At 57.9% G+C, this 19,019-nt stretch carries 20 protein-coding genes and 1 pseudogene; 12 read left to right on the top strand and 9 right to left on the bottom strand.

What is annotated here, in order from left to right; all coding sequences use genetic code 11:
* Positions 1 to 2: 2 nt before the first annotated feature.
* The 3 genes and pseudogenes from hisI to HUO12_RS14650 all read right to left on the bottom strand — a co-directional run.
* Entirely contained in the window at positions 3 to 401 is a 399-nt protein-coding gene (gene hisI / locus HUO12_RS02535) for a phosphoribosyl-AMP cyclohydrolase (protein WP_176272115.1), read from the bottom strand.
* Positions 402 to 788: 387 nt separating this feature from the next.
* Positions 789 to 1,223: a ComF family protein gene (locus HUO12_RS14655; protein ID WP_332310424.1), complete on the bottom strand. Its 435-nt coding sequence runs from the start codon at positions 1,221 to 1,223 to the stop codon at positions 789 to 791.
* 168 nt (positions 1,224 to 1,391) lie between these two features.
* A pseudogene (locus tag HUO12_RS14650) lies at positions 1,392 to 1,553 on the bottom strand (double zinc ribbon domain-containing protein); the annotation flags it as partial.
* A 58-nt stretch (positions 1,554 to 1,611) separates the two neighbouring features.
* Between HUO12_RS14650 and HUO12_RS02525 the strand changes: the two are divergent.
* Positions 1,612 to 2,373: a methyltransferase domain-containing protein gene (locus tag HUO12_RS02525; RefSeq protein WP_176272113.1), complete on the top strand. Its 762-nt coding sequence runs from the start codon at positions 1,612 to 1,614 to the stop codon at positions 2,371 to 2,373.
* A 9-nt stretch (positions 2,374 to 2,382) separates the two neighbouring features.
* On the opposite strand, the gene ppdK is transcribed toward HUO12_RS02525, so the two are convergent.
* The 4 genes from ppdK to HUO12_RS02505 form a co-directional block, all read right to left on the bottom strand.
* Complete coding sequence (ppdK, locus tag HUO12_RS02520; RefSeq protein WP_176272112.1) at positions 2,383 to 5,046, bottom strand: pyruvate, phosphate dikinase; 2,664 nt, start codon at positions 5,044 to 5,046, stop codon at positions 2,383 to 2,385.
* A gap of 90 nt (positions 5,047 to 5,136) precedes the next feature.
* The gene (glyS, locus tag HUO12_RS02515; protein WP_176272111.1) at positions 5,137 to 7,371 is read right to left on the bottom strand and encodes a glycine--tRNA ligase subunit beta; all 2,235 of its coding nucleotides are present in this window, start codon (positions 7,369 to 7,371) and stop codon (positions 5,137 to 5,139) included.
* On the bottom strand, positions 7,371 to 8,249 hold the full coding sequence (locus tag HUO12_RS02510; protein WP_176272110.1) for a sulfotransferase: 879 nt from the start codon (positions 8,247 to 8,249) through the stop codon (positions 7,371 to 7,373). The genes glyS and HUO12_RS02510 overlap by 1 nt, the downstream gene beginning before the upstream one ends.
* Positions 8,246 to 9,154: a glycine--tRNA ligase subunit alpha gene (locus tag HUO12_RS02505; protein ID WP_232367284.1), complete on the bottom strand. Its 909-nt coding sequence runs from the start codon at positions 9,152 to 9,154 to the stop codon at positions 8,246 to 8,248. Before HUO12_RS02505 ends, HUO12_RS02510 begins: the two co-directional genes overlap by 4 nt.
* Before the next feature lie 159 nt (positions 9,155 to 9,313).
* On the opposite strand from HUO12_RS02505, the gene HUO12_RS14585 reads away from it, so the two are divergent.
* From HUO12_RS14585 to HUO12_RS02455, 11 genes are all read left to right on the top strand, one after another.
* Positions 9,314 to 9,436, top strand: coding sequence for a hypothetical protein (locus tag HUO12_RS14585; RefSeq protein WP_269748031.1), 123 nt, complete (start codon positions 9,314 to 9,316; stop codon positions 9,434 to 9,436).
* A gap of 5 nt (positions 9,437 to 9,441) precedes the next feature.
* Complete coding sequence (locus HUO12_RS02500; protein ID WP_176272109.1) at positions 9,442 to 9,636, top strand: helix-turn-helix transcriptional regulator; 195 nt, start codon at positions 9,442 to 9,444, stop codon at positions 9,634 to 9,636.
* On the top strand, positions 9,623 to 10,051 hold the full coding sequence (locus HUO12_RS02495; RefSeq protein ID WP_176272108.1) for a hypothetical protein: 429 nt from the start codon (positions 9,623 to 9,625) through the stop codon (positions 10,049 to 10,051). Before HUO12_RS02500 ends, HUO12_RS02495 begins: the two co-directional genes overlap by 14 nt.
* Before the next feature lie 43 nt (positions 10,052 to 10,094).
* Entirely contained in the window at positions 10,095 to 11,015 is a 921-nt protein-coding gene (locus HUO12_RS02490) for a TraB/GumN family protein (protein ID WP_176272107.1), read from the top strand.
* Positions 11,015 to 11,890: a TraB/GumN family protein gene (locus HUO12_RS02485; RefSeq protein WP_176272106.1), complete on the top strand. Its 876-nt coding sequence runs from the start codon at positions 11,015 to 11,017 to the stop codon at positions 11,888 to 11,890. Before HUO12_RS02490 ends, HUO12_RS02485 begins: the two co-directional genes overlap by 1 nt.
* A 136-nt stretch (positions 11,891 to 12,026) precedes the next feature.
* Positions 12,027 to 12,704, top strand: coding sequence for a 50S ribosomal protein L25/general stress protein Ctc (locus HUO12_RS02480; protein ID WP_176272105.1), 678 nt, complete (start codon positions 12,027 to 12,029; stop codon positions 12,702 to 12,704).
* 97 nt (positions 12,705 to 12,801) lie between these two features.
* Complete coding sequence (gene pth / locus HUO12_RS02475; RefSeq protein WP_176272104.1) at positions 12,802 to 13,371, top strand: aminoacyl-tRNA hydrolase; 570 nt, start codon at positions 12,802 to 12,804, stop codon at positions 13,369 to 13,371.
* A gap of 33 nt (positions 13,372 to 13,404) precedes the next feature.
* The gene (locus tag HUO12_RS02470; protein WP_176272103.1) at positions 13,405 to 14,397 is read left to right on the top strand and encodes an SDR family oxidoreductase; all 993 of its coding nucleotides are present in this window, start codon (positions 13,405 to 13,407) and stop codon (positions 14,395 to 14,397) included.
* Between the two features lie 70 nt (positions 14,398 to 14,467).
* Positions 14,468 to 15,568, top strand: a complete 1,101-nt coding sequence (gene ychF / locus HUO12_RS02465; RefSeq protein WP_176272102.1) for a redox-regulated ATPase YchF — start codon at positions 14,468 to 14,470, stop codon at positions 15,566 to 15,568.
* An 11-nt stretch (positions 15,569 to 15,579) separates the two neighbouring features.
* Positions 15,580 to 16,056, top strand: coding sequence for a MaoC family dehydratase (locus HUO12_RS02460; RefSeq protein WP_176272101.1), 477 nt, complete (start codon positions 15,580 to 15,582; stop codon positions 16,054 to 16,056).
* A gap of 4 nt (positions 16,057 to 16,060) precedes the next feature.
* Positions 16,061 to 16,660 (top strand): hypothetical protein, encoded by a 600-nt coding sequence (locus HUO12_RS02455; RefSeq protein WP_176272100.1) that lies wholly within the window; start codon positions 16,061 to 16,063, stop codon positions 16,658 to 16,660.
* A 92-nt stretch (positions 16,661 to 16,752) separates the two neighbouring features.
* Here the strand turns inward: HUO12_RS02455 and HUO12_RS02450 are convergent, their stop codons facing one another.
* Together HUO12_RS02450 and mutL are read right to left on the bottom strand one after the other, a co-directional pair.
* Positions 16,753 to 17,073 carry a PilZ domain-containing protein gene (locus tag HUO12_RS02450; protein ID WP_176272099.1) on the bottom strand — a complete coding sequence of 107 codons (321 nt, stop codon included), beginning with the start codon at positions 17,071 to 17,073 and terminating at the stop codon, positions 16,753 to 16,755.
* Between the two features lie 82 nt (positions 17,074 to 17,155).
* Complete coding sequence (mutL, locus tag HUO12_RS02445; protein WP_176272098.1) at positions 17,156 to 18,976, bottom strand: DNA mismatch repair endonuclease MutL; 1,821 nt, start codon at positions 18,974 to 18,976, stop codon at positions 17,156 to 17,158.
* Positions 18,977 to 19,019 lie beyond the last annotated feature (43 nt).

Genomic DNA, 19,019 nt, shown 5'->3' with positions numbered 1-19,019 from the left:
GGTCAAGCCTTTACGAGAACGTCACCCTCGTCATTGTCTAAACCCAGCTTGCGGTAGAAACAGGACTTCTCCCCAGTATGGCAAGCGGGACCGCGCGGCTGTACTTTCATAACCAAAGCATCCTGATCGCAGTCGACCAGGATCTCTTTCACTTCGAGCAGATTGCCGCTGGTTTCGCCTTTGCACCAAAGGCTCTGGCGCGAGCGCGACCAGAAGTGTGCGAGACTCGTCTCTCGAGTTTTGTCGAGCGCCTCGCGATTCATGAACGCGACCATCAAAACCTCATTGGTTTCGACCTCGCATGCAATCGCTGTCAGCAGCCCCGCCGAGTCGAATTTAGGGAAGAAGGCACTGCCTTGCTCGCGCTCCGCTGCCGAAACCTTTTTACTATCAGCGCACACTTATCCGCCCTTCGATCAAATGCCCTAGTCACGCGATGGTTTGTTGCACGATAACCACAGACTGTCACCAAAATCTGCCGCGCAATGCTTTCGAGCTTTGGATTATGAATATCAGATGACAGTTTCCGCTTCGCACCCGCAAGGGCGCAACACCAGACTAACGGTGCCGTTAAAGAGCGCCAAGGGTCAGGGGGTAATCAGGCAGCGCCGCCATGGGGGTGGCAGGAGCGCCTGAAACGTATGATGAGGGTTAGAACCCAGGACAGCATCGGGGGACGCTGTCCATAGCTCGAAAGAGCGGGTTCATTTAATTTCGTCACGTGGCGCCCGGGGTCTTAGGACCTCGGGCGTTTCACTTTCTTGGGTCAATGAATCCTCTGTCTTTTATCAAGCGGCGGCATCCAGTGCCTCGTCCAGCACCCGGGCAAAGCAAGCAATCTGCACTGACCGGGCACCTGCCTTGAGCAACGCGCCAACGCAAACTTCGCTCGTCGCTCCGCTGGTCATCACATCATCGACGAGGATCACATCCCTGCCCCTAATCCGCGCCTGCCGTGACTTTGGGACACGGATCGAGCCGGCAATCGCACGCTGTCGAGCAGATCGGCCTAATCCGCCTAACGACGGCGTCACCCTATGCCGCTCGAGCCCTTCCAGCATCAGCTCGCCTTTGCCAAGTTTTGCCAGTTCGCGCGCAAGGAGCGCCGCTTGATTGTAGCCACGCTTCCACAACCGCCAGCGGTGCAAGGGAACAGGAACCAATAAAGGCGGGTCGCTTTCGTCAGCATCCGCCAAATGAGTTGCGATCAGTCCTGCCAACATCGGAGCGAAGGCAATCTTCCCACCATGCTTGAATGCGAGGACCAGCTGCCGCGACGCATCATTGTAGAGTGTACCCGCCGCGATCCCAGCATGTCTTGGTGGGTGCGCAAGGCACGGTGCACAAACAGTTTCGTCCGACGCCGTTTCGCTCCCGAATGGCCGTCCACACCTCTTGCATTTAGGCGATCCTGGAATAGCGAGGCTTGACCAGCAGGGCATGCACAATCCCTTTTGTCGCGCGATTGCGTCGCCGCATAAAGGGCATCGCGGTGGGTAGACCAAGTCCACAACTGGCGCGAGGCCTTCAGCAATTGTATGCCGCCATTCCATCAGCGGCCACGCTGAACCTCTTGCGCACACGGCACAAGCACGGCAGGGGGCTGAGCCGATGAACAGTTTGAAATCCTCAAAATCTGTCCCGACAATATTCTCAAGGCTGCGCCGCGATCTTGCGATTGAGCGCGCGGAGAAACTGGCGAGCAATCCGGATGCCGCGACTTGGCTCGCGGAGGACTTCGCCGATGAAATCGGGGAGAGGCTGGACTTCATGCAGCTCTCCCCGCCGCGAGCGTTGGTTTGCGGACCCAATGGTGCTGTCGTAGCCAAGCAGCTTGTCCAACGCGAGATCGAGGTCACTTTCAACTCTCTGGTCGACCATGAAAGCCCGATCAGCGCCGCACAATTTGATCTCATCCTCGCTTGTGGCTCGCTTGAGACCGTCAACGATTTGCCGGGCGCGCTGATCCACTTACGCAACGCACTGAGCGAAGATGGCTTGTTCATCGGCCAGATGCTCGGCGCGGGAAGTGTCCCTGCTTTACGCCAGATCATGCTCGCCGCTGACGGCGACAGACCCGCAGCCCGTATCCACCCGCAAGTCGATAATCGCGCGGCCACCGCGTTGCTGGAACGTGCGGGGTTCAAGCGACAGGTCGTCGATAGCCGCACGCTGCAAGTGCGGTTTTCCAGCCTCGATCGCTTAGTCAGCGATTCGCGAGAGCAAGCGCTGACATCCGTGCTGCTATCTCCCGCACCCTATGTAGGAAAGTCGGGCCTCGAGCGCGCTCAGGACGCCTTTGCGAGCCTCAGCGAAGAGGATGGCAAGGTCACAGAAACCTTCGAAATACTCACGCTCACCGGTTGGCGCTAACACGTCAACTCAGTCAGCAAGCGCTGCCTGCGCAGCGGCAAGCCGTGCGATTGGCACGCGGTAAGGCGAAGCGCTGACGTAATCCAGGCCGACTTGCTCGCAAAAAGCGATTGAGGCCGGATCGCCGCCATGCTCACCGCAAATGCCGAGCTTGATGTCAGGCCGCGTTGCCCTGCCCCGCTCTGCTGCGATCTCGACCAACTGGCCTACGCCTTCAATGTCCAGGCTCACAAACGGATCGCGCGCGAAAATGCCTTTCTCGACATAAGGAGCGAGGAATTTGGCAGAATCGTCGCGCGACACACCAATCGCGGTTTGTGTGAGATCGTTCGTCCCGAAGCTGAAGAACGCGCCTTCTTCCGCGATCTCGCCCGCCATGAGGGCTGCGCGCGGAAGTTCGATCATTGTCCCGACGAGATACTCGATCGTTGTGCCATGCTCTTCGAAGACAACTTTTGCTGTAGCATCGACCAGTGCCTTGAGCAGCTCCAGCTCGCGCTTGGTCGCCACCAGCGGGATCATCACTTCAGGGATCGGCGCTTCGCTCGATGCCTTGGTCACTTCGCAAGCCGCTTCAAAGATCGCTCGCGCCTGCATCTCGTAGATTTCCGGAAAGGTGATTCCCAAACGGCAACCGCGATGTCCGAGCATTGGGTTGAACTCATGCAGTTCTTCCGCGCGCCGCTTCAAATGATCGACACCAAGGCCGGTTGCATCGGCAAGATCAGCAAAATCCTCGTCATTATGCGGCAGAAATTCATGCAGTGGCGGATCGAGCAAGCGGATGGTGCACGGCAGCCCGGTCATCACCTCGAATATCTCGCGAAAGTCGTCGCGCTGCTCTGGGAGCAACTGTTCAAGAGCTTCGCGCCGGGTGCCCTCATTCTCAGCGAGGATCATCTGACGCACTGCTCGAATGCGGCGCGCATCGAAGAACATGTGCTCTGTACGGCAAAGGCCGATGCCTTCTGCCCCGAACTGTCTTGCACGGCGACAATCGTCTGGGGTTTCTGCGTTAGTGCGCACTTTCATCCGGCGATGCTTGTCCGCCCACTCCATCAAAGTGCCGAAGTCACCTGCAAGCTCAGGCTCTACGGTAGGCACTTCACCCGACATCACCTGACCATTCGCGCCATCAAGCGTTATGACATCGCCTTCCTTGAGCTCTGCATCGCCAATGCGAAGCGTCTTATTCGCACGGTCAATCGACACCCCGCTTGCGCCGGATACACAGGGCCGACCCATCCCGCGTGCAACGACGGCCGCGTGTGACGTCATGCCGCCACGCGCGGTCAGAATGCCTTGCGCCGCATGCATGCCATGAATGTCTTCAGGTGAAGTCTCGACGCGAACCAGGATGACTTTGTCGCCGCGTGCAGCATACACTTCCGCAGTATCCGCATCGAGCACGATCTTGCCACTTGCGGCGCCGGGTGACGCCGGCAGGCCGGTGGTCAGCACATTGCGCTTTGCCTCTGGATCGAGTGTCGGGTGAAGCAATTGGTCCAGCGCCATCGGATCGACACGCAGGATCGCGGTTTTCTCGTCGATCAGGCCTTCGCCGACCATATCGACCGCCATCTTGAGCGCCGCCTTGGCTGTACGCTTGCCGGAACGGGTCTGCAGCATCCACAGCGTGCCCTGCTGCACGGTGAACTCGATATCCTGCATGTCCTTGTAATGCTTCTCGAGCAGGTCGAACACGCGGGCAAGCTCGGCATAGGCCTCCGGCATAGCCTCTTCCATGGAAAGCGGCTTTGCGTTCGCGGCCTCACGCGCGGCCTTGGTCAAATACTGCGGCGTGCGGATGCCTGCGACAACGTCCTCGCCCTGCGCATTGATAAGATACTCGCCGTAATAGGCGCGCTCTCCGGTCGCAGGGTCGCGGGTGAACGCAACACCAGTGGCCGAGGTGTCGCCCATGTTGCCGAACACCATCGCCTGCACATTGACCGCCGTACCCCAATCGGCCGGGATGTCGTTCAAGCGGCGATAGACCTTCGCGCGGTCGGCATTCCAGCTGTCAAACACCGCACGGATCGCGCCCCAAAGCTGCTCGGTCACGTCCTGCGGGAATGGATGACCAAGCTCGCCTTCTGTAATACGCTTGTACTCAGCAACCAGCTCCTGCCAGTCAGACGCTTCCATCTCGGTGTCAGCGTAGAGGCCCTTGTCCTCTTTCGCGATTTCAAGCGCTTCCTCGAACAGCCCGTGATCCAAGCCCAGCACGACATCCGAATACATCTGGATGAAGCGGCGATAGCTGTCCCAGGCAAAGCGCTCATCGCCCGATGCGCTGGCAAGACCGACAACTGTCTTGTCATTGAGGCCGAGGTTCAGGACGGTATCCATCATGCCGGGCATGGAAACACGCGCGCCGGAGCGGACAGAAACCAACAGCGGATCGGACGCATCGCCGAATTTCTTGCCAACGGTCGCTTCGATATGCGCGAGCGCCTCGGCTACGGCAGAGCGAAGTTCGTCCGTGAATTCAGCACCTTCGCTGAGATACTTTACGCACTCTTCAGTCGTGATGGTGAAACCGGGAGGAACCGGCAAGCCAATGCTCGCCATTTCAGCAAGGTTTGCGCCTTTGCCGCCTGTGACAGTCTTGTCCTTCTGGCGCTCGTCCGAATGGTCCGCCGCGCCGCCGAATGTATAGACTGTTTTCAATGCTCTAACCTTCCGTGAGCCGCCCTGTTTGGGCCATGTTGGATACGCATGTTACACAGTCCTAGGACTAAAAAGTCCCGGACTGAAAAATCACCCTTCAATGCGGCTGAAATCCGCCACGCGATGAACCGCATTGCGGAAAGCGGCGAGCAGGTCGAGCCGGCTTGTGCGCTTGTCCTCATTCGGGTCATTGACGGTCACTTCCTCGAAAAACTGGTCGATCGGTCCGCGCAAGCTTGCAAGGGCTGCCATGGCCGCTTCAAAGTCTTCCGCTTCAATGGCTGCGGCGGCTTTGGGTTCCGCTGATTGCAGCGCGTCGATCAGGTCCTTCTCGGCGGGTTCGGGAGAGTAGGAAAGTTCGGTCAGAGTGCCATGACCTGCCCACTCCTCTTTCTTGAGGATGTTGGCCGCGCGCTTGTAGCCGGCGAGCAGGTTGGTTCCGTTTTCGGTTGCGATGAAGCTTTGGAGCGCCTTCACGCGGGCGAGCAGTCTGACGAGATCGTCTTCACCACCAAGCGCAAACACCGCATCGATCAAATCGTGACGAACGCCCGCCTCGCGCTGCTGGACCTTGAGGCGGTCTGCGAAGAAGTTGAGGAGGTCATAGTTGTTTATCGAAAGCACAATATGGTCGGTGACTTTGACAAAGTCGCGATCCCCGAGGTCGAAGACCTTCAGTCCCATCTCGGTCGCCAATTCGAGCCTGTCGGGCTCGGAGCCGACAATGGAGTTGTAAGGATGAGAGCCAATTTGAAAAAGCGGGCCTTCTACATCCTCTAACCTAATCTCCGCGATTGCCACGGCGAGCTTTCGATGGAAGTCAACCGACCTACCAATCTGCATCCTGATTTGATTGGCTTCCAGCAACGCAAGCGCGGCCAACGCCGCGCGCCGCAGTGCGAACGGGTCCTTGGACCCGGTGGGCTTTTCTTCAATCGCAAAGAAGCAGCTAAGTGTATCCAGCTTATCCGCTAGTGACACCGCCACTGTTACCGGAGCGGTTGGCACTTCGTCCCCCTGCCCAACCGGCTTGTAGTGATCGCGGATCGCTTCGGAGACTTCTTGCGGCAGCCCTTCCTTTTCGGCGTAATATCCGCCCATCAGGCCTTGCAGCTCGGGAAACTCGCCCACCATCTCGGTGACGAGATCGGCCTTGCAGAGCTTCGCGGCTTGCTCGGCAAGGTCGGCGTCGCCCTTGACGATCCCTTCCTCACATAGCCAGCGTGCCAGTTTCGCCACGCGCTCGACCTTATCAGCAACCGTGCCGAGCTTTTCATGGAAGGTAATCCGCTCCAGACCCTTGGCATGTTCTGCGAGCGTCTTCTTCTGATCGAGCTCCCAGAAGAAGCGCGCATCGGAAAGCCTTGCGGCGAGAACTTTGCGGTTGCCATCGACCACCACCGCCGGGTCCGCCGCCTCGATATTGGCAGTGCAGACGAACGCATTCGCGAGCTTCCCGTCCATGTCCTCGCATACGAAGTACTTCTGGTTTACCCGCGCGGTGAGCTGGATCACCTCGGGAGGAACATCGAGATAGTTTTCGTCAAACCGGCCGAGCAGCGGCACCGGCCATTCGGTGAGGCCTGCATTCTCGATCACGAGACCTTCATCCTCGACCAGCGTCAGACCCGCTGCTTCCGCCGCAGCCTTCGCGCTTGATCGCACCGCATTCTGCCGCTCTTCTTGATCGACAATCACATGGGCATCGCGCAGCTTTGCCGCGTAGTCATCCACGCCATCGATGTTGATCGCACCGGAGGAATGAAACCTATGCCCCATCGTCTCGCGGCCAGCCTTCACCCCGCCCGCTTCGCATTCGACCACCGCGCCATCGAGCAGCGCGACGATACCGGAAAGCGGCCGGACCCAGCGCGGGCTTTCCGTCGAGATCGACGCCTCGCCCCAGCGCATCGACTTGGGCCAGCTGAAGTCGCGCACGATGGCGGGGATTGCATCTGCCAACAGGTCCGACGTCTCACGCCCCGGCACGTTCTTGACCGCGAAGTATGTCTCGCGCCCCTTGACGTCGCGCACTTCCAGATCGTCGCGCGTCACGCCATTCTTGCGGCAGAACCCGTCGACCGCCTGATCCGGCGCGCCAACGGGCGGCCCCTTGGCCTCTTCGCTGACTGCTTCGGTTGCTTGTGGAAGATCGCGCGCGATCAATGCAAGCCGGCGCGGCGTCGACCAGATAGTCAGCTCGCCCACCGCAACGCCCGCGGCAGCCATCTCCCGCCGGAATAGCTTCTCCATCTCAGAGCGAGCGCCCGCCTGCATCCGCGCAGGGATTTCTTCAGAGCGAAGTTCAAGAAGGAAATCAGCCATTAGCGAAAGTCATATCCAAGCGCGGAAACAGCCTCCGCATGGGGTTCCAGTCCGGCGCTGATCGCAGCGACCTGTTCAGGCGTAAGCTTGCTAATCTGGCGCGCGTTCATGTTTTCAAGCGGACGCGGTTCGTAATCCTTGACACGCAGCTTTGCTTCGCGGTCGGCATCGTGCAGCAGCGGCTCGAGCTCAGCCAGCCGGTCGAGAACTTCGCGCGGGTTTTCCGTCAGTTCCTCATAAGTGAGCGCCATTTGCGTCACATCTTCGAGGCCGAGTAACAGTTTGGCGCGGCGGCCATAGATGTCGCCCAGCAAGCGGTAATGGTCGAGGCTCTTGGTTTCGACACCTGCGACATCCTCGTCCCAGAACTTTTCCAGATGCTCAAGGCTGTATCGCTTTGCCCAGCTCGCACAAACGGCATAAGGGTCACGCGTAAGGCGGATGACTGTGCACGGCATATCCGAGAATGTCTCAAGAAGCGGGCGCATCCGGACCATGTTGCCGGGAGATTTCTCTACGACCAGCTTGGGGAAACCGCCAACCTTGCGCACTTCACGCAGCCACATGCCGCGCACAAGTTTGTAATCAACTACCGCATCTGCGTTCCAGCGACGACCCGGCGCATGAAGCTGCGGCATAAGCCACTGGCCTTCTCCATCGTCGACCAGCCGCATGGCAGCGCTTGCCGTATCAAGCAGCTCGCCGAGTGCCGTAGAGCCGCCATTATTGAATGTCGCGATAAACAGCCAGCGCACTTGGCCCGGCTCCGGCGTCCATGTGTCACGTTTGGCGACCGTCTCGATCAGCGATTGGTGCAGGCTTTCGCCCATAATCTTGCGAAAATTGATCGAACGCAGGAGGGATTTGGTCGAACTCATGTCCATCCGTTGACCTCCATATATTTCTCGCATGATCCGCGTGCGAGATCGCGAACCCGCGCCATGTAGCTTGCGCGCTCCTGCACGCTGATAACGCCGCGCGCCTGCAACAGGTTGAACAGGTGGCTTGCCTCGATGGCTTGCTCGTAAGCTGCGATGGGCACTTCATTAGCGAGGGCGTTCTGGCACTCCGCCTCAGCCTTGTTGAACAGCTCAAACAACGCGTCGGTGTCAGCGACTTCGAAGTTCCACTTCGACATCTGCTTCTCGTTTTCGAGGAAAACCTCCCCATACGAAACGCCACGGCCATTGAAATCGAGGTCGTACACATTGTCTACGCCCTGGATATACATTGCCAAGCGCTCGAGCCCGTATGTCAGCTCGCCTGCGACCGGTTTGCAGTCGAACCCGCCCATCTGCTGGAAGTACGTGAACTGCGTGACTTCCATACCGTCACACCACACTTCCCAGCCAAGCCCCCAAGCACCGAGCGTTGGCGATTCCCAGTCATCTTCGACAAAGCGGATATCATGCTTGAGAGGGTCGATGCCGATCCGGCGCAGGCTCTCCAGATAGAGATCCTGAATGTCAGCAGGACTCGGCTTCAGGATCACCTGATACTGATAGTAATGCTGCAAGCGGTTGGGGTTCTCGCCATAGCGGCCATCGGTCGGACGGCGGCACGGCTGGACGAAAGCTGCATTCCACGGGTTCGGTCCAAGTGCGCGTAAAGTCGTCGCTGTATGAAACGTCCCTGCCCCCATACGCATATCGTAGGGTTGCAGGATCAGACAGCCCTGCGCGCTCCAGAAATCATGCAGGGTCAGGATCATGTCCTGGAAAGATGCCTGCGGATTGCGGGCGGGAATATCGGTAGTGGCCGCTTCGGTCATGGCGCGCGCCATGGCGTAAGCCCTTTGCCCCGTCAATGCTGCATCCGCACATGGTCCACGATGTCACGTTTTTGTGACGAAAAGTCAGGTTCTCTTGACATAGTCAGCAAATCACGACATATAGTCAGGCATACCTTACATAAAGTCACTCAAACCTTACGGAGATCAAGCATGACAATCACTCCAAAACGCAAAGAGAGGCTTAGCCAGTTTCTCGCCGTGCTGACGATTGGCCTAGCGGGTTATGCGGTCGGCAATATCGGCGCGAAAATTGCGCAGGCTGTGTTCGGCTGATTGCCATGAATAACCGCCTCAAAGTTCTGCGCGCGGAACGCGACTGGAGCCAGGCCGAACTGGCTGGCAGGCTCGACGTGTCCCGCCAAGCAGTGAACGCGATAGAAACCGGGAAGCACGATCCCTCGCTTCCGCTCGCTTTCAAGATCGCACGCTTGTTCAACATGTCCATCGAGGAGATTTTCGATGACGCAGTCTAATGACATGAGCCAATCCGGCGAGCAGCGCCTCAAGGACCGCCGTCGCAATTTCTGGCGTTACGTTGGCATCGCTATATTTGTCGCCATGCTGGCCGGTTTTTTCAGCGGCTTCCTGATGGGCACTTATGAAAATGGCGAAATCGGTCTATGGGTGCCGCTTTCAGCAGGCGTCGTCGCAATCGCGCTCTGGATCTGGTTCAGCGTTGACTATTTCAAACGCATTGATGAGCTCGACCTGATGGACAATCTCTGGTCGCACCTAATCGGTGTCTATGGAGCGGTAATGGTCTATGGCAGCTGGTTCCTCCTGGCAGAGCTCGACCTGACACCTGAACCGACAGCTCTGGGTATCATTCTCGCTCTTATTGGCTTCACATTCTTAGCTTACGGCGCCCGCAGACTGGGCTGGCGCTGATCCTTCATCCTCGGTTAAACCCTCACCTTCAAAGGACATTCTTATGAAAAACACATTCCGCACCCTCACCGGCACACTCGCGCTGAGCGTCGCCTTCCTTTCTACTCCCGCTTCCGCAGATGATCACGCGGCAGCGACGACTGCGCCTGCTGTAGCAGAAGCGCCAGCTGGCCCGGCGCTATGGTCGGTCGCTGATGAAGACACAACGATCTATCTGTTCGGTACGGTGCACGCGCTGCCCAAGGACGTAGAGTGGCTCGACGAAGACATTTCCTCGGCGCTGGCCGCATCCGACACGCTGGTCACCGAAGTCGATATGGAAGCCATGGCTGGCCCTAAAATGGTGGAGCTGGTGCAAACCACAGCGGTTCTGCCGGCTGGCACTACTTTGCGCAGTCTGATGAGCGAAGATCAGGTCAAGATCTACGAAGCAGCCATGCAGAAAATCCAGGTGCCGCCTGCTGCATTCGATCAGTTCGAGCCGTGGTATGCAGGCATGATGATGTCGCTCGTGCCGCTGATGCAGCAAGGCTATTCACCTGACGCAGGTGTTGAAGCGGTCCTGATCAAGCAAGCAGGCGAGATCGACAAGGACGCGCTGGAAACCGTTGAATTCCAGCTCGGCGTGTTTGATGGCCTTCCGCAGGACGCACAGGTCAAATTCCTTATCGAAGCATCCGAAAGTGTCGATGAAATCAAGCCGATGCTCGATGCAATGGTTGCCGAATGGCTCGAAGGCGATGCGGAAGGCTTGGCTGACATCATGAATGAAAGTCTTGACGACGAAGCTCTTGCTGAAGCTCTCCTCTATTATCGTAACCGCAACTGGGCTGACTGGATCGAAACCCGCATGGATGCACCGGGCACAGTCTTTATGGCAGTCGGCGCTGGCCACTTGGCCGGCGAGAAGAGCGTCCAGGACTATCTCGAACAGCGCGGAATGACGGTAACCCGCGTCCAGTAATGCTCCGAACACTTCTGACAGGCTTTGCAGCGCTCTGCGTTGCAGCATGTAGCGATACGCCCGACAGCCCATCCCAAGGTTCAGCGCCATCACCGTTACTTTACGAAGTAACGTCCCCCGATGGCGCGACCGAGGGATGGCTGTTCGGGACTATCCATGCTCTGCCTGACGGAACCGAGTGGCGGACGGATGTCCTCCAGGACACGATCGAGAATTCAGATTATCTCGTCGTAGAGATCGCCGGTCTCGATAATCAGCGCGCGATGGTCGACACCTTCATGGCTCTTTCACGCACGCCGGATCAACCAGACATTGGCACAAGGGTTGAGCAAAGCGAACGCCCTTTACTGTTCGATCTGATCGACCGCGCAGGCTATTCGGCGCACGATTTCGCCAGCGTGGAGACTTGGGCGGCGGCACTGATGCTCGCGCAAGTTAATGCGACCGGAGATCCTGCAAATGGCGTAGACCGCGCGCTGCTGAAGGATTTCCAAGGCCGCGATATCCGCGAGTTTGAAGGCGCGGATGTGCAACTCGGCATATTCGATCAGTTAGCTGAGAAAGATCAGCGCGATCTGCTTTCAGGCGTGTTGGAGGAGAGCCAGTCAGACGATCCGACAAGGCTGCGCAATGCCTGGCTTGCTGGCGATGAGACTATTCTTATCGAAGCAACAAATACCGGCATTATGACAGACCCGGAGCTGCGCGCCGCCATATTAACAGACCGCAATGATGAGTGGATGCGCCAGCTCGTTCCTTTGCTTCAAGGTGATCCAAAGCCGTTCGTGGCGGTTGGCGCGGCGCATTTGGTCGGGCCCGAGGGTTTGCCTGCACAGCTGGAAGCGCTTGGCTACACGGTTGAGCGCATCCAATAACGCCGCTTGCATCGCCTCAGACAAAGCTTGCCATTCCCCCCTCTCCCCTCTAAGGGACCGCGCTTCGGCGGCATGGTCATCCCTGGAGGCGTGGCGGACCGAAACTGTAATCAAAGCAATTCGAAAGGTTTGTGACATGAGCGACGCTCTGACATTGCCGGCCGAAGCGCGCGAACGGGCTGGCAAGGGAGCCTCCCGTGCACTGCGTCGCGAAGGCCGAGTACCCGCTGTAATCTATGGCGGCAAAGAAGCACCCACTATGATACACGTGGAATCGAAGGAACTGGTCCGTCAGTTGATGACCGGCCACTTCATGAACTCCATCGTTGAGATCACTCTCGGTAAAGACACGATCCGTTGTCTGCCGAAGGATGTGGCGCTGCATCCTGTCACGGACCGACCTGAGCATGCCGATTTCCTTCGCATGACCAAGGGTGGGAAGATTGAAGTCTCTGTCCCTGTTGTATTCGCGAATGAAGAAGATTCGCCGGGCCTTAAGAAGGGCGGCGTTCTCAACGTTGTCCGCCACGAGCTTGAGCTGGTCTGCGAGAACGACAAGATCCCTGGCGAAATCGAAGTGGATGTTACCGGCAAGGAAGTCGGCGATTCGATCCACATCAGCGAAGTGAAGCTGCCTGAAGGTAGCGAAAGCGCGATCACTGATCGCGACTACACCATCGCAACGCTCGTCGCTCCATCGGCTCTCAAGAAGAGCGAAAGTGAAGAGGAAGAAGGCGAAGAAGTCGCAGCTGATGAGGTTGAAGCAACCGCTCAGAAGGGCGATGACGCTGGCGAAGAAGGCGGTGAAGAGTAAGCTCTTTTCCCCTACTTCAATACGAAATCACCAAGGCACCGGGCTTCGCGAGAAGTCCGGTGTTTTGTTTTGTGGAAGGTCGCTCTAGGGAACCCAAATGCAAATCTGGGCTGGCCTTGGTAATCCTGGACCGAAATACGCGATGCACCGGCATAATGTCGGCTTCATGGCGGTCGATGTGCTGGCTGAAATGCACGGGTTTGGTCCCGTCCAAAAGAAGTTTCAGGGCTGGATACAGGAAGGCACAATCGGATCTGACAAGATCCTGCTGTTAAAACCCGCGACCTTCATGAACGAGAGCGGACGTTCCATTGGCGAAGCGCTGCGCTATTACAAGCTCGGCCCGCAGGACCTGACTGTCTTTTATGACGAGCTCGACCTTGATCCATTCAAGGTCAAAGTGAAGCGCGGCGGCGGTGCTGCCGGCCACAACGGCATCCGCTCGACGATCCAGCATATCGGTGCGGACTTCCGCCGCGTCCGGCTCGGGATAGGTCATCCAGGGCACAAGGATCGCGTGACCAGTCATGTACTCGGCAATTTCGCCAAGTCGGAGCAGGATGATCTTGTCCAGATGCTTGGCGCGATCGGCGCTGAGGCGGAATGGCTCGCCAAAGGTAACGATGCCCGCTTTATGAGCGACCTTGCCCTAAGGCTCCAAGAGTAGCTAGGGTCACGTCACCATTTGAGAGGATACCCCATGCCCAATATCAACCGCCGTACCCTGCTCGCCGGAGCTGCCGCCACAGGAGCCTTTGTAGCCACGGCCAGCTTCGCTCAATCCGACATTGTCACAGCTGACATCGATATGAGCGGCAAAAGCGTGCTTATCACAGGCACGTCCACTGGCTTCGGACGGCTGATGGCAGAAGACTATGCGCGCAAAGGCGCAAAGGTCTTTGCCACCATGCGCAATCTCCCTCGCCCTGAAGCGGACGAACTGGAAGCCCTCGCAGCCAATGAGGGGCTCGATATCACGGTCATCGAAATCGATGTCACTGACGAGGAGCAGGTCGCGGCTGGCGTTGCCAAAGCTGAAGCGCTCAACGAAGGAGCAATCGACGTTCTCATCAACAATGCCGGTACCTCAGTGGGCGGGCCGATTGAAATTCAGGACATGGAGGCGACCAGGCTGCTGTTTGATGTGAACACATTTGGACCGCACCGGATGGCGCGTGCGGCCTTGCCAGCAATGCGCGCGGCGAAATCCGGCCTGATCGTCAACGTCACATCTCAATTGGGACGCGTCATTGCTCCGGGATATGCGCAGTATTCGCCCAGCAAATTCGCTCTTGAAGCGATGAGCGAGCAGATGGCGTATGAGCTCGTGCCTCATGGGGTTGACGTACTGATTATCGAGCCAGGCGGTTATCCAACCATGATCTGGAAAAATGCTAACGAGAACGCACTGGCGCTGCTTGAGCGAGCGGAAGAAAAGCATACGTCCGGTTACCAAGCGATGATCGCGCAGCTCGGCCAACGCACTGGCGGCGGTTCAACTGACCCGATGGATGTGCCCAATGCCATCGCAGAGATTATCGCGATGCCGCCGGGCACACGCCCCTTGCGTCGTGAAGTCCATCCGGGAGCGAAACCGCAGATCGCAATCAATGAGGTCAGCGCGAAAGTTCAGGTCGGGTGGCTTGGCGAATCTCCCTTCGGTCCGTGGATCAAGGCCGTCCATAACGTTTGACGCTCTTGGGCTGGCAATGATGCGGCATGCCCGCTAAAGGGCGCGCCAATCAATTATTCCGGAGTTTCTGATGGGTTTCCGTTGCGGGATCGTCGGCTTGCCAAATGTCGGCAAGTCCACGCTCTTTAATGCACTGACAGAGACGCAGGCCGCGCAGGCTGCGAACTATCCGTTCTGCACGATCGAGCCGAATGTCGGCCAGGTCGCCGTGCCCGACGAGCGGCTCGACAAAATCGCGGCGATTGCAAAGTCGGCCAAGGTCATCCCGACCCAGCTCGCATTCGTCGACATTGCGGGTCTTGTCAAAGGGGCAAGCCAAGGCGAAGGGCTGGGCAACCAGTTCCTTGGCAATATCCGCGAAGTCGATGCAATTGTGCATGTGCTACGGTGCTTTGAAGATGATGACATCCAGCATGTCAGCAACAAGGTCGATCCGCTGGCGGATGCTGAAATTGTTGAGACCGAACTGATGCTGGCTGACCTGGAAAGCCTGGAAAAACGTGTCCCGAACGCACAGAAGCGAGCGACAGGCGGCGACAAGGAAGCCAAGCTGATGGCGTCCGTCTTAGGGCAAGCGCTCGACCTGCTGCGCGATGGTAGGCCTGCGCGCCTGACCGAACCCAAGGATGACGAAGAAGCCAGGATTTTCGCCCAGGCGCAGCTACTGACGGCCAAGCCCGTGCTCTACGTCTGCAATGTCGCCGAGGATGAAGCAGCGAGCGGTAACGCTTTGTCGGAAGCAGTGTTTGCTAAGGCTGAAGCCGAGGGCGCGCAGGCGGTGGTCGTCTCTGCTGCGATCGAAGCGGAACTTGTAGCCATGCCGATGGAGGATCGCGCGGAATATCTTGAAGCATTAGGTCTCGAAGAAAGCGGCCTGGCCCGCGTAATCCGCGCTGGCTACACCCTGCTAGGCTTGCAGACCTTCTTTACAGCGGGCCCGAAAGAGTCTCGCGCGTGGACTTTCCCAACCGGTGCTAAGGCACCGCAAGCCGCTGGCGAAATCCACACCGATTTCGAGAAAGGCTTCATCCGCGCCGAGACCATAGCATTTGAAGACTACATCGCTTTGAACGGGGAAGCAGGCGCGAAAGAGGCAGGCAAGATGCGTCAGGAGGGCAAGGAATACCTTGTCCAGGATGGCGACATCATGCTTTTCAAGTTCAACGTCTAAAGGCGACCAGAATGAACGATGACAGGATCTATTTCGAGGATTTGGAAGTCGGCAGACGGCAAAGCTATGGCCGCTATGAAGTCACCCGCGAAGAGGTGATCGACTTCGCCAGCAAATACGACCCTCAGCCGTTTCACCTCGATGATGAGGCCGCGGCACAGACTCATTTCGGCAGGCTATCCGCAAGCGGCTGGCATACATGCGCGATGACCATGCGCATGCTGGTCGACAATTTCACGGAGCAGAATAGCGCAGGACTCGGCTCACCCGGTCTTGAAGATCTCAAATGGAAGAAGCCGGTCTATCCGGGCGATACATTGCGCGTCGAAAGCGAGTTGATCGAGAAACGCCGCAGCAAGTCTCGTCCGGAAATGGGCCTCACCAAGTCACGCAGCTGGGTGTTCAATCAGAACGATGAAGTCGTGCTGGAGATGACCAATATCGGGCTGATGCAAGTCCGCGATCCGGATGCGCCGATTGAGAGCTAATGCGATGTCATGGCTGAAAGGACTGTTCAGAGGCAAAGAACCTGATTTGATGGACAGTCTGTTCTTGGATCAATTTACGCCGGTCGATGATGGATATCTCTTTCGACGAAACCAACGCGGCGCAGCATACCACTGCACACCCAATGAGAGGGACTCATGCCTAGAGGATTTTCGGCGTTCTTCGCGCCGACTGATATGGGGTGTTGTTGCTGCAGTCACGATTATGGTCACTGCGACTTATGCGGCTGGGCTTGATCCGGACGATCCGATTGCGATATTCATTTACTGCAGTCCACTTGTAGCTTTGGTACCTGGGACGATGATTATCTACGGCGCGCCGGAAAAAGCGCTCCGAAGAAAGCCATCTGTTTCACCCGCGCTTTCTAGCGAAGACGCACAGCGCAATTATCTTCAGCAAACCAGTTGGGTGCCGCTGGGATTGATAACACTAATAGCTGGTATCGTCCTGGGCGTGCTCCTGCTCAAGGCAAGCCCTTGGCAGGGCATTGATTATATTTGGGGCGTTGGAAGCGCACTTTGCCTTGCTCAGGGGCTACGATCACTTTGGCTAAAGTATCGACTCGCTAGAAATAGCAATCAGTAGCAGCTCAATGCCGTCCAAACAGTTTCTCGACGTCTTCCTTGCTTAGCTTAACCCAAGTCGGGCGGCCAATTTGCTCTGCGGATGGCGTGGAGCTAAATCCAGACGATCTCAGTCAGCTCGCGATCGTTCAGCCGGACGTCGAACTGGCAGCCATAAGCGCCAACGCTTGACCAGACGATCCTCGCATTCAGCCGCTTGGCTTGATCTATCATGATTGTGACTGGTTTGTCGGTGTCGGGTTTCACCATACATTCGATCCGGCAACCCGTCCTCGAAATGTCCGAGATCTTAGCATTCAGAGTATCGCCGTTGGGCTGCCTGATTTTTACCCATCTATTGATCTTGAAGCGGCGATCACGTGGGATTTGTCGGCTGTAAGATCCGATTGGTCGATTGTCTGGAGCGGTCGCCATAACAGACTCAATTTCGCAGAATATAGTCATCGCGAGCCTATTCAATGCATAAGCAGTATTGCGGAGCGCGTACTGTGCGCGGCTAATGCCGACCAAACAGCTTTTCGACGTCTTCCATGCTGAGTTTCACCCAGGTTGGACGCCCGTGATTGCATTGGCCTGAGCGCGGGGTCGCTTCCATTTCGCGTAGCAGCGCGTTCATCTCGGCAACGCTCAGCACTCGCCCTGCCCTGACTGAACCATGGCACGCCATCGTGGCGAGCACATGCTCGATCTTTTCTTCCAAAAGCAGCGCTTGCCCATGTTTGGCGATATCGTCAGCAAGGTCGGCCAGCAGCGCTTGCGGATCGCCCTTGGGCAAAGTGTGCGGCATGGCGCGAACGAGCATGGCCGAGGGTCCGAACCGTTCGATCACGAGCCCGAACTTGGCAAAGCCATCAGCGGCCTCTTCAAGCAGGTCGCAATCAATTTCATCCATTTCGACCACATCGGGCACGAGCAGAGCTTGACTGCGTGCGGCGGCCTCCCCTGCACCGGCCGCGCGGAGCCGCTCGAGCACCAAACGCTCATGCGCGGCGTGTTGATCGACCAGCACCAGCCCGTCAGCGCTCTCCGCAACGATATAGGTGTTCGCGACTTGCCCGCGCGCGATGCCAAGCGGAAATTCAGCAGCATCTTCAGGCAAAGGCGCGGCCTCTTCTGCCCGTCCATGCGGTGCAGCGATCACTTCGCCATCGGATGATGGCGCGCGCCAGACTTGCGAGCTTTCTGAAACGCGCGATTGCGGTGCTGACCAGTCCCGCGAGAAAATGCTTGCCAAAGCAGGCGCAGGCTCTTGCTTCCACCGTTCCATCGCGCCGCGATCCGGACCTTGCGCGCTGCGCCGGTCACCCGTGCTCAAAGCTTGTCGTAGCCCCGAAACGATAAAGCCGCGCACACCATTCGCATCGCGAAACCGCACCTCGGTCTTGGCCGGATGGACGTTTACATCCACATCTTCGCTTGGCAGTTCCAAGAACAGCGCGAGCACCGCATGGCGATCCCTCGCCAGCATATCCGAGTAAGCGCCGCGCACGGCGCCGACCAGCAAGCGGTCCTTCACCGGACGACCATTTACGAAGAGATACTGATGATCGGCCACACCGCGATTGTAGGTCGGTAGGCCGGCAATCCCGGTCAGCCGCATCACACCCGAAGGCGACGGTCGCTCCAGCTCGATAGCGACCCCATTGTCCTTGAGCTCTCGCGCAACAATCCCGGCCACACGATCAGCCAGCGCTTCATCGCCTTGTGTCGCGATGACTTTGCGTTCTCCATGCAGCATCGAAAACGCGATGTCAGGCCGCGCCATCGCAAGCCGCCGGACGATATCCAAACAGGCAGCATATTCGCTTCTTGGCGTGCGCAGAAACTTACGACGCGCAGGCACTTGAGCGAACAGCTTCTCGACTGTCATGCGCGTTCCGGGTGGAAGCGCGGCAGGGCCTTCCTCAACCAGCTCCCCATGATCGACCACGGCCTTCCAGCCACTTTCAGCCTCACGAACCCGGCTTTCAATGGTCAGCTGCGCGACACTTGCAATCGAAGGAAGTGCTTCACCGCGAAAGCCGAGCGTACGAACACGCTCTATAGCGCCTTCCTCGCCCACCAGCTCCAATGGCAGTTTGGAGGTCGCATGCCGCTCCAGTGCAATCGCGATGTCACCTTGCGACATTCCGCAGCCATCATCGGCCACTTCGATTTTGGTGAGGCCGCCATCGACCAGTTTCACATCAATACGACTAGCGCCTGCATCGATCGCATTTTCGACCAATTCCTTGAGCGCGGCGGCCGGTCGCTCGACCACTTCACCGGCGGCAATGCGGTTCACCAAAGCGGCAGGAAGGCGGCGAATTTCAGGCATGGTGGCCAATCTAGCGGTCAATTGCCGGAAATTCGAGGCCAGC

The sequence above is a fragment of the Altererythrobacter lutimaris genome, from assembly GCF_013371495.1.
Lineage (GTDB): Bacteria > Pseudomonadota > Alphaproteobacteria > Sphingomonadales > Sphingomonadaceae > Erythrobacter > Erythrobacter lutimaris_A.
Note: the sequence above shows the minus strand (reverse complement) of the source record. Positions and strands in the feature narration are given on the sequence as shown.